Consider the following 13,899-nt stretch of genomic DNA (forward strand, 5'->3'; position numbering starts at 1 on the left):
CCGGGGCCGCGGCGGCAATTCCCGCTGCCGGGCGATTCCTCCGCTGCGGGCCGGGCCGGCGGGAACCGGATGCCGCCGCGGCAATTCCCCCGGCGGGCCGATTCCCATGGCGGCCGATTCTTTCCTTGCCGTTCCGGGGACGCTATGAGACGGCACGGCCCGGATACCGAACTCATGGCAAACAGCAGGAGCTGCCGATGAGCATGATGAGAATGTCCGCCGCGGCTCTGGCGCTGCTGGCGGCCTCGGCCCTGCCGGCCGCGGCCCGCAACCAGATTCAGGTGGCAGGCTCGTCGACCGTGCTGCCCTATGCCACCATCGCCGCCGAAGCCTTTGCCGACAATACCGATTTCGCCGCCCCGGTGGTCGAGGGCGGCGGCAGCGGCGCCGGGATCAAGCAGTTCTGCGCCGGGGTCGGCCCGCGCACCATCGACATCGCCAATTCCTCGCGCCCGATGACCCCGGCCGAGTTGGCCGACTGCCACGCCAACGGCGTCGCCCGGGTGATCGAGGTGCGGTTCGGCTATGACGGCATCGTCTTCGCCTCGGGGATAGGCGGCCCCGATTTCGCGCTGAGCACGCAGGACATCCACGCCGCGCTGGCCGCCGAGGTGGTGGTGGACGGGCGCCGCACCGCCAACCCCGCCCGCCGCTGGGCGGATGTGAACCCCGCGCTGCCCGCGCAGGAAATCGCAGTGTTCGTTCCCGGCACCAAGCACGGCACCCGCGAGGTGTTCGAGGAAAAGGTAATGGCGGCGGGCTGCGACGCCTCGGGCACGCGGGCGGCACTGGCGGCGCTGGACGGCGACAAGGCGGCCCGTGCCGCCTGCACCGCGCTGCGCAGCGACGGGCGCGCGGTCGACATCGACGGCGACTATACCGAGACGCTGGCCCGCGTCGACAGCAACCCCAACGGCATGGGGGTGTTCGGGTTGTCCTTCTATGAAAACAACACCACCCGGCTGAAGGTGGCGCCGATCGACGGGGTGGTGCCCACGGTCGCCAGCGTCGCTTCGGGGGAATATCCGGTGTCGCGGCCGCTGTTCTTCTATGTCAAGGCGGACCACTTCGGGCTGGTGCCGGGGCTGAAGGAGTTCGCCGAGTTCTTCGTCGTCGATGCCATCGCCGGACCCGGCGGACCGCTGGCGGATTACGGGCTGGTGCCCGACCCGGAGCTGGCCGCGGTGCAGGCGGCGGTGGCCGCGGAACACGTCATGGGCGCAGACTGACCACGCAACCGCCCGCAGGCCGGCGCCGTCCGGTCCTGCGCCCGGCGCTGCTTTCGAGGATCCATGTCACCTCTTACGACACTCATCATCATCCTGGGGCTTGCGGGGCTCGGCTATCTGCTGGGCCGGCGCCGTGCGGTGGCGCTGGTCGCGGGGGATACGCGGCAGCTGCATTCGCGCCCCGCCTATCACGGCTGGCTGGTGGCGCTGCTGGCGGCGCTGCCGCCGCTGGGGCTGCTGGTGCTGGGCGGGCTGGCGCGGCCGCTGATCCCCGGCGCGACTCACGGCGCGGGGGCGCTGCTGGCCCCGGCGGCGGCACTGCTGGCCCTGGCCGGGCTGGGGGTGGGGCTTGCCCGCATCTCGCCCGGCTTCCGTGCCCGCAACGCGGTCGAGCGGGTGATCGGGCTGCTGCTGATCCTGTGTTCGCTGATCGCCATCGCCACCACGCTGGGCATCGTGCTGTCGCTGGTCTTCGAATCGGCCAGCTTCTTCCGGCTTTACCCCTGGCACGAGTTCCTGTTCGGCACCGAATGGACCCCGCGCTTCGGCGGCGGATCCAAGCTGGGGATGCTGCCGCTGCTGTGGGGGACGCTGTATATCAGCTTCATCGCGCTGCTGGTGGCGGTGCCGATCGGGCTGTTCGCGGCGATCTACATGTCGGAATACGCCTCGCGCCGGGTGCGCGCGGTCGCCAAGCCGGCGATCGAGGTGCTGGCCGGGATCCCGACCATCGTCTACGGGCTGTTCGCGCTGGTCACGGTCGGCCCGCTGATCCGCGCCTGGCTGGCGCAGCCGCTGGGGCTGGGGGACAGCGGCGCCTCGGTCGCCACTGCCGGGCTGGTGATGGGGATCATGCTGATCCCGTTCGTCAGCTCGCTTTCGGACGATATCATCAACGCGGTGCCGCAGTCGCTGCGCGACGGGGCGCTGGGGCTGGGCTCGACCCCTTCGGAAACCATCCGCCATGTGGTGATCCCGGCGGCGCTGCCCGGCATCGTCGGCGCGGTGCTGCTGGCGGCATCCCGCGCCATCGGTGAAACCATGATCGTGGTGCTGGGCGCCGGCGCCATGGCCCGGATCAGCGGCAATCCGTTCGAGGCGATGACCACCATCACCGTCAAGATCGTGGGCCAGCTGACCGGCGACAACGACTTCAACTCGCCCGAGACGCTGGTCGCCTTTGCGCTGGGGCTGACGCTGTTCGTGATGACGCTGGGGCTGAACGTGCTCGCCCTCTACATCGTGCGCAAATACCGGGAGCAATACGAATGAGCGATCCGGCCCAGACCGCCCCGCGCCCCCGCCGCTCGCTGCTGCAGACCGACGCCGGCACCCGCCGCCGCAATGCGGCCGAGCGGCGGTTCCGCACCTATGGCGCCGCGGCGATCCTGACCGCCATGGCGGCGCTGGCGGTGCTGATGTTCACCGTGTTCCGCGACGGCGCCTCGGCCTTTGTGCAGGCCCGCGCCACGATCCCGGTGGTGATCGCGGCCGATGTCGTCGACCCCCAGGGCAACCGCGACCCGGCCGAGATGGCGAAGATCCTGACCATGAGCTACGGCCGGCTGCTGGACCAGGCCCTGACCCGCGAGATCGCGCGCAGCGGCATTCAGGTCGAGGGCCTGACCCAGCGCGACATCGCCGGCTTCCTGTCGGCGCAGGCCCGCGCCGATCTGCGCCGGGCGGTGCTGGCCGACCCTTCGCTGGTCGGGCAGGAAATCGAGTGGCGGATGATGACCTCGTCGCGGGTGGATGCGATGCTCAAGGGCCGCATCACTCGCGAGATGGCGGCGCGGGACGCCAGGACCTCGGTCGCGCAATATGACCTGGCGATGGCGCTGCGCGACCGCGGGGTGGTGCGCGCCGGTTTCAACTGGCGCTTCATCACTGCGCCCGACGGCTCCGACAGCCGCCCCGAGGCCGCGGGACTGGGCGTCGCGATCCTCGGCTCGTTCTACATGATGCTGATCGTGCTGGTGCTGGCGCTGCCGATCGGAGTGGCGGCCTCGATCTGGCTTGAGGAGTTCGCACCCAAGAACCGGCTGACCGACGTGATCGAGGTGAATATCTCGAACCTCGCTGCCGTGCCCTCGATCGTGTTCGGGATCCTCGGGCTGGCCGCCTTCATCAATTTCGTCGGGCTGCCGCGCTCGGCCCCTATTGTCGGCGGGCTGGTGCTGACGCTGATGACGCTGCCGACCATCATCATCTCGACCCGTGCGGCGCTGAAGGCGGTACCGCCCTCGATCCGCGATGCAGCGCTGGGGGTGGGGGCGTCGCGGATGCAGACGGTGTTCCATCACGTGCTGCCGCTGGCGATGCCGGGGATCCTGACCGGCACCATCCTGGGGCTGGCGCAGGCGCTGGGGGAAACCGCGCCCTTGATGCTGATCGGGATGGTTGCGTTCGTAACTACCTATCCTTCGGCCCCGCCGCAGGGGCTGTTCGATCCGGCCTCGGCGCTGCCGGTGCAGATCTACAACTGGACCCAGCGCGCCGACCCGGCCTTCTTCGAACGCGCCTCGGGGGCGATCATCGTGCTGCTGGCCTTCCTGCTGGCGATGAACCTGATCGCCATCTGGCTGCGCCGCAAGTTCGAGCGCCGCTGGTAACCGCGGCCGGAAAGACCATATCCATGAACCAGATGACACAGGCGGAGCGCAGCGTGCAGACCGAGACCCGGGACGTCAAATTCGAATGCCGCGACGTGCAGGTGTGGTATGGGGAAAAACACGCGCTCAAGGACGTGGGCGTCGACATCCTCGACAAGACTGTGACGGCGTTCATCGGCCCGTCGGGCTGCGGCAAGTCCACCTTTCTGCGCTGCCTGAACCGGATGAACGACACCATCGCCGCCGCGCGGGTCGGCGGGCAGATGCTGCTGGACGGCGAGGATATCTATGACCCCCGCGTCGATCCGGTGCAGCTGCGCGCCCGCGTCGGCATGGTGTTCCAGAAGCCGAACCCGTTCCCCAAGTCGATCTATGACAACGTGGCCTATGGCCCGCGCATCCACGGGCTGGCCCCGACCCGCGCCGATCTGGATGCGGTGGTGGAAAAATCCCTGCGCCGGGCGGCGCTGTGGGATGACGTCAAGGACCGGCTGGGGGAAACCGGCACCAGCCTGTCCGGCGGCCAGCAGCAGCGGCTGTGCATCGCCCGCGCCATCGCCACCTCGCCCGAGGTGCTGCTGATGGATGAACCCTGCTCGGCGCTCGACCCCATCGCCACCGCCCAGATCGAGGAACTGATCGACGAGCTGCGCGACCGCTATTCGGTGGTGATCGTCACCCACTCGATGCAGCAGGCCGCAAGGGTCAGCCAGAAGACCGCGTTCTTCCATCTGGGGCATCTGGTCGAATACGCCAGCACCGACGACATCTTCACCAGTCCGAAGGACCCGCGGACGGAAAGCTACATCACCGGCCGGATCGGCTGACGGAAAGGACGTTTGCCATGCAACGCGACAAGCACATCATGTCCGCCTTTGACCGCGACCTGGAAAGCATCCAGGCCGAGGTGATGCGCATGGGCGGGCTGGTCGAGACCGCGATCGCCGATGCCGCCCGGGCGCTGGAAACCAGCGACGAGGCCCTGGCCGAGGAAGTCCGCCGCCGCGACCGCGAGATCGACCATCTCGAGGTGCAGATCAACGAATCCGCCGCAAGGCTGATCGCGCTGCGCGCGCCGCGTGCGACCGACCTGCGGCTGGTGCTGACGGTGATCAAGGTCGCCTCGGCGCTGGAGCGGGTGGGGGATTACGCCAAGAACATGGCCAAGCGCACCCATCTGCTGGCGCAGATGCCCACGATTCCCGGCGCCGGCCTGGCGCTGCGGCGGATGACGGAAGCCGTCAGCACCCTGCTGCGCGACGCGCTGGACAGCTATGTGCGCCGCGATGCGACGCTGGCGGCCGATGTCCGCGCCCGCGACATCGAGGTCGACCAGATGTACAATGCGCTGTTTCGCGAGTTCCTGACCCACATGATGGAGGACCCGCGCAACATCACCGCCTGCATGCACCTGCATTTCATCGCCAAGAACGTCGAGCGCATGGGCGACCACGCGACATCCATCGCCGAGCAGGTGCTGTATCTGGTCCACGGCACCCTGCCCGAAGACCCGCGCCCGAAAAGCGACAGCGTGGCCGCTGTCAACCTCGGCGGGGCGAGTTAGGATAAACCGGCCCGCAGCCTGTCTTTGGTGTTCAAATATCCTGGGGGTCCGGGGGCAAGGCCCCCGGAGGCCGCCGCTCAGAAATGGATCGCCCGCCCATAGGCATCCAGCACCGATTCATGCATCATTTCCGACAGGGTCGGGTGGGCAAAGACCGTGTGCATGAAGTCTTCCTCGGTCAGCTCAGCGGTCTTGCCGATCACATAGCCCTGGATCAGCTCGGTGACCTCGGCGCCGACCATATGGGCGCCCAGGAGCTCGCCGGTCTTGGCGTCGAACACCGTCTTCACCATGCCCTCGGGCTCGCCCAGCGCGATGGCCTTGCCGTTGCCGACAAAGGGGAAGCGGCCGATTTTCACCTCGTGCCCGGCCTCTTTCGCCTTGGCCTCGGTCAGCCCGACCGAGGCCACCTGCGGCTGGCAATAGGTGCAGCCGGGGATGTTCGCGGCCTTGACCGGGTGGACCTTTTTCCCGGCGATCAGTTCGGCCACCATAACGCCCTCGTGGCTGGCCTTGTGGGCAAGCCAGGGCGCGCCGGCCACGTCGCCGATGGCGTAAAGCCCGTCGACGCCGGTGCGGCAGTATTCGTCGGTTACCACGTGGCTGCGGTCCAGCTTGACCCCCAGCGCCTCGAGCCCCAGCCCCTCGACGTTGCCGACGATGCCCACCGCCGAGATTACCGTGTCGAAGTCCTGGGTCACGGTCTTGCCGCCGGTCTCGATATGGGCGGTCACGGTCTTGCCCTTGCGGTCCAGCTGCTTGACCGTGGCCTTTTCCATGATCGTCATGCCCTGCTTGACGAACTGCTTCCTGGCAAAGGCGGAAATCTCGGCGTCCTCGACCGGCAGCACGCGGTCCATCACCTCGACCACCGTGGTCCTGGCGCCCAGCGTGTTGAAGAAGCTGGCGAACTCGATCCCGATCGCGCCCGAGCCGATGACCAGCAGGTTTTCCGGCATCCGCCTGGGCACCAGCGCATGGCGGTAGGTCCAGACCAGCTCGCCGTCGGCCTCCAGCCCCGGCAGCTCGCGGGCGCGGGCGCCGGTGGCCAGCACGATATTCTTGGCCGTGACCTCCTCAACCCCCTTGTCGGTCTTGACCGAAAGCTTGCCGGGCGCGGTCAGCGTCGCCTCGCCCATCACCACCGCGACCTTGTTCTTTTTCAGCAGGTGGCCGACGCCGCCGGCCAGCTGCTTGGCCACGCCGCGCGACCGCTGCACCACCGCGCCCAGGTCAAAGCCCAGGTCGCCGGCCTTCAGCCCGTAATCCTTGGCCCGCCCCATCAGGTGGAACACCTCGGCCGAGCGCAGCAGCGCCTTGGTCGGGATGCAACCCCAGTTGAGGCAGATGCCGCCCAGGTTCTCGCGTTCGATCACCGCGGTCTTCAGCCCCAGCTGCGCGGCGCGGATCGCGCAGACATAGCCGCCGGGACCGGCGCCGATCACCACCACGTCGAAACTCTGCGCCATCGCTTTCCCCTCGTCGCTGCCGGCCGGTTCACATTTGCAGGCTCAGGGCAGATCGGCAAGCGACAGACTGCCCGAGACCAGCGCCCCATAGCCGCCCGCATCCATCACTATGCGCTCGGATTCCGTGGAAATCCGCGCAAGTGCGGCATTGCGCCACGGAAAGCGGCCGAATTTCGCGATGGTGTCGCGGTGGATCTGCGCGTGCAGCAGGTTCTCGCCCGGCATCCGCTGGGCGAACAGCTCGACCGCCAGCTCCTGGTCGGCCGGCTCTTCGCTGTGCTCGAACGGCAGGTAAAAGAACTGCCGCGCCGGTTCCGGGGTGGCCAGGTCGTGGCCGGCGTCCAGCGCGGCGCGGGCGATGCGCAGCGCCAGCGGGTCGGTGGAAAAGGCGCGGGCGTCATTTCTGAACATGTTGCGCGGGAACTGGTCGGTCAGGATCAGCGCCGCCAGCGCGCCGGTGGCGCTGCCGGCCCATGCCTCGGCCAGCCGCGGCGCGTCGATCCAGGCGGCCATGAAGCGTTCGCGCACCAGCCGGTCCAGATCGTCGCTTTGCTGGTACCAGCCCTTGGGCCCGGTCTCGTCGATCCAGAAACGGATGATGTCTTCCGGTGTCGGGTCGGCCTGGGCGTCGCTGTGGGTCATGTCTCGTCATCCTGCGGGTGGGTGGAATGGCTGTCCCCAGCCTCGGCCAGCGCGGCCTCGACCGCAACCGGGGTGGCGGCGGGCATCAGCACGGCAAAGTTCTGGTCCAGGCTGGGCGTGGCGCGCTGCGTCATCCGCCAGCCGCCATAGGCGGTCAGCATCGCCAGCAGCACCCCCATATAGATCCAGAACCCCTCGGGGCCGATCAGGGTCATCAGCCAGCCGGTCAGGATCGGCCCGAACACCGAGCCCGCGCCGTTGACCAGCAGCAGCCCGGCCGAGGCTGCCGCCATGTCCGAGGCGTCCAGGAAGTCGTTGGTATAGGCGATCAGCAGCGCATAGACCGGGTTGGCGACCCCGCCGACCAGCGCCGCGGCCAGCAGATAGCCCCAGATACCCAGCTCGGCCACCGCGACCACCGCCGCCACCACCGCGCCGAACCCCGACAGCGCGATGATCAGCTTGCGGCGGTCCAGCCGGTCCGACAGCCAGCCGATCGGATATTGCGCCAGCAGCCCGCCGAGCGAGATCGCCGCGACAAAGGCCGAGATCTGCTTGACGTCCAGCCCGATCACCGCCCCCCAGACCGCGCCCATGCCCAGCAGCGCCGAAAACACCCCGCCCACCAGGAAGATGCCGACGCACCCCAGGGGCGACGCGCGGTAAAGCCGGGGCAGGCTCATCGGCTTGATCTGCTCGAACCGCGGAGCCTGCACCTGCGCCAGCAGGATCGGGGTGAAGGCCAGCGACACCAGCACCGAGGGGATGACGAACAGCATCCACCCCGCCGGGTCGCCGACGTTCAGCAGCGCCTGGCCGGTGACCAGCCCCAGCATCTGCATGATGAAATAGGCCGACATGGCCTGACCGCGGGTTTCATTGGTGGCGCTGGCGTTCACCCAGCTTTCGGCGGTGATGTAGACCCCGCAGAAGCAGAAGCCGATCAGCAGCCGCAGAACCGCCCAGGCGATCCAGTGCGGCGCGGCGGCGTAAAGGATCAGCACCGCCGAGATCAGCGACCCCAGCGCCGCGAACACCCGCACATGCCCGACCCGCTGGATCATCGGCGGCACCGCCAGGCTGCCCAGCACGAAGCCGCCGAAATACCCGGCCATGACCACCGACATCAGCGAGGTCGGGATCCCCTCGATGCCGCCGCGCACGCCCAGCAGCGTGCCCTGCATGCCGTTGCCGACCATGAACAGCAGGATGCCCAGCAGCAGCGGCCAGGTGGTGCGCAGAACGGTCAGCATGGCGCCTCGGGCAGCAGCAGGGATGCGTCTCCGTAGCTGAAGAACCTGTAGTCTTCGTCAACGGCGTGCGCGTAGATCGCGCGGACACGATCCACCCCCATCAGCGCCGACACCAGCATCATCAGCGTCGATTTCGGCAGGTGGAAATTGGTCATCAGCCCGTCGGTGACGCGGAAGCGGTAGCCGGGGCGGATGAAGATGTCGGTCATCCCGTCATAGGGGCTCACCCGCCCGTCCGGCGCGGCCGCCGATTCGATCAGCCGCAGCGCGGTGGTGCCGACCGGGATCACGCGGCGACCCTCGGCCCGCGCGGCGTTGATGGCGGCGGCGGCGGCGGCCGATACGATGCCGCGCTCGGCGTGCATCCGGTGCTGGCTGATGTCGTCGGTCTTGACCGGCAGGAACGTGCCCGCCCCCACATGCAGGGTGACGCGGGTGGTCTGCACCCCCATCGCCGCCAGCGTTTCCAGCAGTTCGTCGTCGAAATGCAGGCTGGCGGTGGGGGCGGCGACGGCGCCGGGCCGCTCGGCCCAGACGGTCTGGTAATCGGTGCGGTCCTGTTCGTCCGGCGGGCGCAGCGCGGCGATATAGGGGGGCAGGGGCATGGCGCCGACCTGCGCCAGCGCCGCGTCGAACGCCGCGCCCGCCGCGTCGAAATCCAGCAGCAGCGCGCCCTCGTCGATGCGATCCACCCGCGCGGACAGCGCGTCGCCAAAGCGGATCACCTCGCCCTCGCGCAGCTTGCGCAGCGGCTTGGCCAGCGCCCGCCACCTGCCGCCGGGGGCGGGTTCCAGCAGCGTGACCTCGATCCGGGCGGTGGCCGGGCCCTGCTCTGACGCGCGGGTGCGGGTGCCGGTCAGCCGCGCCGGGATCACGCGGGTGTCGTTCAGCACCAACAGGTCCCCCGGGCGCAGGAACGCCGGCAGGTCGCGGATATGGGCATCGGTGATCGTATCGCCCTGCGCCACCAGCAGGCGCGCGGCGCTGCGCGGGCGGGCGGGGCGGGTGGCGATCAGTCGCTCGGGCAGGTCGAAATCGAAATCGGACAGGCGCATGATGGCGTTGTCGGCCCGGCGTCGCGCCGGGTCAACTGCCTGTCCGCGCAAACCGGCGCGAGCGGGCGGCACGGCGCCGCTGTCCCTGCCGCCGCCCGGCATGGGCAGCCGCCGCCGCGCCTGCCCCTTTCCATCGCCCGGCCGCTTGCCTAAGACGACCTGACCCATTCGAGAGCACGACATGAGCCAGCAGCCGCCCAGCCCCAGCCAGCCCGGTTCCGACCAGCCCCGCCCCGTGATCCAGCCGCAGCCCGGCATCATGGAGATCGCGCTTTACGAGGCCGGGGCCGCCACGCTGTCGGGGCGCAGCGACGTGCTGAAGCTCAGCTCGAACGAGAACCCGTTCGGCGCCAGCGACAAGACGCGCGAGGCGGTGGCGCGGGCAGCGCATTCGATGCACCGCTACCCCTCGACCGACCACGCAAGGCTGCGCGGGGCGATCGCCGAGGTGCACGGGCTGGACCCCGACCGGATCATCTGCGGCGTCGGCTCGGACGAGATCATCCATTTCCTGTGCCAGGCCTATGCCGGGCCGGGGTGCGAGGTGCTGTTCACCGAACACGGGTTCCTGATGTATCGCATCAGCGCGCTGGCCGCAGGCGCGACCCCGGTCGCCGCGCCCGAGCGCGAGCGGACCACCGACATCGACGCGCTGATCGCGGCGGCGACCCCGGACACGCGGCTGATCTTTGTCGCCAACCCCAACAACCCCACCGGCACCATGGTGAGCGAGGAAGAGCTTGCGCGGCTGGCCAATGCCGTGCCGCAGGCGCTGCTGGTGATCGACGGGGCCTATGCCGAATATGTCAGCCCCGATTTCGACGGCGGCGCGGGGCTGGCGGAACGGCTGCCCAACGTGGTGATGACCCGGACATTTTCCAAGATCTACGGGCTGGGCGGGCTGCGGGTCGGCTGGGCCTATGCCGCGCGCGAGATCATCGACGTGCTCAACCGCATCCGCGGCCCATTCAACCTGTCCAGCCTGGCGCTGGAAGGGGCCGAGGCCGCGGTGCGCGACCATGCGCATCTGGAACATTCCCGCAGCGAGAACGCCCGGCTGCGCGACTGGCTGGCGGCGGCGCTGGCGGAACGCGGCGTGCCTTCGGACCCGTCGTTTGCCAATTTCATCCTCGCCCGGTTCGAGGATGCGGCGACGGCCGAGGCCTGCGACGCCATGCTGCGCGGCGAAGGCATCATCGTGCGCCGGGTCGGCGGCTACGGCCTGCCGCAATGCCTGCGCATCACCATCGGGGACGAGGCCTCCTGCCGCCGCGTGGCCCATGTCATCGGCCAGTTCATGGCCGGCCGCGCCGCGGTGGCGACATGAGCGCGCCGGCAGCCGCGCCGATGTTCCGGCGCGTGGCGCTGATCGGGCTGGGGCTGATTGCCGGCTCGATGGCACTGGCGATGCGCGAATCGGGGCTGGCGGGGCGAATCGTGGGCTATGCCCGCTCGGACGAGACCCGCGCCACCGCGCGCGAGATCGGGCTGGTGGACGAGGTGACCGACAGCGCCGCCGATGCCGTTGCCGGCGCCGATCTGGTGGTGCTGGCGGTGCCGGTCGGCGCCATGGGCGAGATCGCAGCCGAGATCGCCCCGCATCTGGCCCCGGGCGCGATCCTGACCGACGTCGGCTCGGTCAAGCAGTCGGTGATCGAGGCGGTGGCGCCCCATGTCCCTGCGGGCGTGCACTTCATTCCCGGCCACCCGCTGGCGGGGACCGAACATTCCGGCCCGCGCTCGGGCTTTCCTTCGCTGTTTCGCAACCGCTGGTGGCTGCTGACGCCGCTGCCGGACAGCGACCCCGCGGCGGTCGCGCGGCTGACGGAACTGGTCCGCGCGCTGGGCGCCAATGTCGAGACGATGGAGCCCGCGCATCACGACCTGGTGCTGGCGGTGACCAGTCACGCGCCGCACCTGATCGCCTATACGATGGTCGGGGTCGCCGACCACCTGCGCCGGGTCACCGACGACGAGGTGATCAAGTACTCCGCCGCCGGCTTCCGCGATTTCACCCGCATCGCCGCCTCGGACCCGACCATGTGGCGTGACGTGTTCCTGCACAACCGCGAGGCGACGCTGGATATCCTTGGCCGCTTCGCCGAAGAGCTGTTCGTGCTGCAACGCGCCATCCGCATGGGCGACGGCCAGCATCTGCATGATTACTTCACCCGCACCCGCGCCATCCGCCGCGGCATCATCGAGGCCGGGCAGGACACTGCCGCCCCCGACTTTGGCCGCGCGGGGAAGGACTGACGGATCGGGGCTCTGCCCCGGGCCGCGGCCTTTCGCGCTGAAAACGGCCCGTGGACCGGGGTTCTGCCCCGGACCCCGGGGATATTTAGGGCAAGATGGAAGCCCTTTGGAATTGCGGCGCCCGTGAGGGTCAGCGGCTGAGGCGCGGCGCTTCGCCCAGCGGCAGCGGGCCGAGGAACATGCGGCCCTCGCGGAAGATCAGCGGGATGCGCAGCTCGCCCGGGGCCGGCTCGTCCGGGGCTTGGGTGGTCGCGGGCAGGTCGATCTCAGTTGCGGCGGCCTGTTCCATGGCGGTGCCGGCCAGCATGACCAGCCGGGGCGGGATCAGTCCCAGATCGCCCGCCAGCTGCATCCAGGCGCGGGCGTCGGCGGTGTAAAGGAACAGCGCGCCCTCGGCCCGGTTGTCCGCGTCCGCCGCCAACTGCCCGGCGATGCGCAGCGTCTGCGGCCCCAGCGTCAGGGTGAAGCCGGGCGAGGCGATGCCGGCCAGCTGCGGCTCTGGCCCGCGGGGGCGCAGCGGGCCGGTCAGAAAAACCTGCGCGCTGCCCTTGCCCGACAGCGCCTGCGCGGCCAGCGCCGGGGGCAGGTCCAGCAGCGCACCCGGGGTCAGCCCGGACCATTCGGCCTCGACCGCATAGGCGGCGCGGGCGGCTTGCGGGGCCTGCGCCCCCATCGGCGCCAGCCGCGCCTGCGCCTCCAGCTGCGCCAGCAGCGGCGCGCCGTCGACGGTGACGGGGCCGCTGCTTGCCGCCATCAGCCCCACCGCCATCCCGCTGCCCGGGGACACCCGCAGCCCCAGCCCCGCATCCTGCGCCGCGACCTGCCGGGCCTTTCCCAGCAGCGGCAGCTGCATCTGCGCCGGCAGCTCGGCATGGAAATGGGTGGGCGCACTCGGCGCCGCCCAGAGCTCGACCGAGGGCAGCAGCGCCGCGCCGCCCTGCGTCTGGACGGAGAGCTCGGAGAGATGCAGCCCGATCCGGTCCAGCCGCCGTAGCGGCGCCACCGCCGCTGCCTCCAGCCGGGGATCCTGCGCGATCAGGCGCTGCGCCCTTGCGGCCAGCCATGTCTCGCCGCCCAGCCATGTCGCGGCCAGCGCCGCCCCCACCAGCAGCAGGATCGACAGGAACCGCATCGGGACCTCACTTGCAAAACCGCGCGTCCGCCCTAACCTTTGCCCGGTGGAAAGGGCAAGCGGATGGACAAGGGTTTCTGGGTCTTCGGCTATGGCTCGCTGATGTGGGCGCCGGATTTCCCGGTGGCCGAGCGGGTGATCGCGCGCAGCGACGGCTGGCGGCGCAGCTTCTGCCTGCTGTCGGTCTGCCACCGCGGGACGCTGGCGCAGCCGGGGCTGGTGCTGGGGCTGGAACGCTGCGCGGGCGCCTCCTGCACCGGGCTGGCGCTGCGAATCGAGGATGCGCTGTGGCCCGAAGTCATCGCCGCCATCCGCACCCGCGAGCTGGTGACCGAGGCCTATCGCGAAGCCAGCATCAACCTGACGCTGGCCGACGGGCGCCGCGTCGCCGCGGTCACCTATGTGATGCGCCCCGAGCATCGGCAATATGCGGCGGGGCTGTCGGCCGACGAACAGGCCGCGATCATCGCCGCCGCCCATGGCGGGCGCGGGCCGAATGCCGATTACCTGTTCAACACCGTCGCCCATCTGGCCGAGCTGGGCATCCCCGACAACGACATGGCCGGGCTGGCGGAACGGGTACGGGCGCTGAAGACCTCGGCCGCCTGAACCGGGCCGGGCGGAACTTGTGGCGCGGGGCCGTGCTTTCCCCTCTGCCGCCGGTGCGGGCGGCGTGATAAGCGTGTC

The 13,899-nt window shown here is 69.8% G+C and carries 13 protein-coding genes; 8 read left to right on the plus strand and 5 right to left on the minus strand.

The window, feature by feature from the left end; all coding sequences use genetic code 11:
* The first annotated feature begins 197 nt into the window (after positions 1-197).
* The 5 genes from RSP45_RS15400 to phoU all read left to right on the plus strand — a co-directional run bounded on the left by RSP45_RS15400 (position 198) and on the right by phoU (position 5,405).
* On the plus strand, positions 198-1,229 hold the full coding sequence (locus tag RSP45_RS15400) for a substrate-binding domain-containing protein (RefSeq protein WP_415392604.1): 1,032 nt from the start codon (positions 198-200) through the stop codon (positions 1,227-1,229).
* 63 nt (positions 1,230-1,292) lie between these two features.
* Positions 1,293-2,501, plus strand: coding sequence for a phosphate ABC transporter permease subunit PstC (gene pstC / locus RSP45_RS15405; RefSeq protein WP_415392605.1), 1,209 nt, complete (start codon positions 1,293-1,295; stop codon positions 2,499-2,501).
* Complete coding sequence (gene pstA, locus RSP45_RS15410) at positions 2,498-3,841, plus strand: phosphate ABC transporter permease PstA (protein ID WP_415392606.1); 1,344 nt, start codon at positions 2,498-2,500, stop codon at positions 3,839-3,841. Before pstC ends, pstA begins: the two co-directional genes overlap by 4 nt.
* Before the next feature lie 23 nt (positions 3,842-3,864).
* Positions 3,865-4,668 (plus strand): phosphate ABC transporter ATP-binding protein PstB, encoded by an 804-nt coding sequence (gene pstB, locus RSP45_RS15415; protein WP_073064166.1) that lies wholly within the window; start codon positions 3,865-3,867, stop codon positions 4,666-4,668.
* A 17-nt stretch (positions 4,669-4,685) separates the two neighbouring features.
* Complete coding sequence (phoU, locus tag RSP45_RS15420; RefSeq protein ID WP_415392607.1) at positions 4,686-5,405, plus strand: phosphate signaling complex protein PhoU; 720 nt, start codon at positions 4,686-4,688, stop codon at positions 5,403-5,405.
* A gap of 77 nt (positions 5,406-5,482) precedes the next feature.
* Here phoU and lpdA read toward each other — a convergent pair whose 3' ends face one another.
* From lpdA to queA, 4 genes are read right to left on the minus strand one after another with little or no spacing between them, the layout of a single operon-like run.
* Entirely contained in the window at positions 5,483-6,874 is a 1,392-nt protein-coding gene (lpdA, locus tag RSP45_RS15425; RefSeq protein ID WP_415392608.1) for a dihydrolipoyl dehydrogenase, read from the minus strand.
* 42 nt (positions 6,875-6,916) lie between these two features.
* The gene (locus RSP45_RS15430; RefSeq protein ID WP_415392609.1) at positions 6,917-7,516 is read right to left on the minus strand and encodes a DUF924 family protein; all 600 of its coding nucleotides are present in this window, start codon (positions 7,514-7,516) and stop codon (positions 6,917-6,919) included.
* On the minus strand, positions 7,513-8,769 hold the full coding sequence (locus RSP45_RS15435) for an MFS transporter (RefSeq protein WP_415392610.1): 1,257 nt from the start codon (positions 8,767-8,769) through the stop codon (positions 7,513-7,515). The genes RSP45_RS15430 and RSP45_RS15435 overlap by 4 nt, the downstream gene beginning before the upstream one ends.
* The gene (gene queA, locus RSP45_RS15440) at positions 8,763-9,824 is read right to left on the minus strand and encodes a tRNA preQ1(34) S-adenosylmethionine ribosyltransferase-isomerase QueA (protein WP_415392611.1); all 1,062 of its coding nucleotides are present in this window, start codon (positions 9,822-9,824) and stop codon (positions 8,763-8,765) included. Before queA ends, RSP45_RS15435 begins: the two co-directional genes overlap by 7 nt.
* A 181-nt stretch (positions 9,825-10,005) precedes the next feature.
* On the opposite strand from queA, the gene hisC reads away from it, so the two are divergent.
* Positions 10,006-11,151, plus strand: a complete 1,146-nt coding sequence (gene hisC, locus RSP45_RS15445; RefSeq protein WP_415392612.1) for a histidinol-phosphate transaminase — start codon at positions 10,006-10,008, stop codon at positions 11,149-11,151.
* Positions 11,148-12,080 carry a prephenate/arogenate dehydrogenase family protein gene (locus RSP45_RS15450; protein WP_415392613.1) on the plus strand — a complete coding sequence of 311 codons (933 nt, stop codon included), beginning with the start codon at positions 11,148-11,150 and terminating at the stop codon, positions 12,078-12,080. Before hisC ends, RSP45_RS15450 begins: the two co-directional genes overlap by 4 nt.
* Positions 12,081-12,210: 130 nt before the next feature.
* Here RSP45_RS15450 and RSP45_RS15455 read toward each other — a convergent pair whose 3' ends face one another.
* Entirely contained in the window at positions 12,211-13,212 is a 1,002-nt protein-coding gene (locus RSP45_RS15455) for a DUF2125 domain-containing protein (protein WP_415392614.1), read from the minus strand.
* A 63-nt stretch (positions 13,213-13,275) separates the two neighbouring features.
* Between RSP45_RS15455 and RSP45_RS15460 the strand changes: the two genes are divergently transcribed.
* The gene (locus RSP45_RS15460) at positions 13,276-13,821 is read left to right on the plus strand and encodes a gamma-glutamylcyclotransferase (RefSeq protein WP_415392615.1); all 546 of its coding nucleotides are present in this window, start codon (positions 13,276-13,278) and stop codon (positions 13,819-13,821) included.
* Positions 13,822-13,899 lie beyond the last annotated feature (78 nt).

The sequence above is a fragment of the Paracoccus sp. SJTW-4 genome (assembly GCF_047716885.1).
Taxonomy (GTDB): domain Bacteria; phylum Pseudomonadota; class Alphaproteobacteria; order Rhodobacterales; family Rhodobacteraceae; genus Paracoccus; species Paracoccus solventivorans.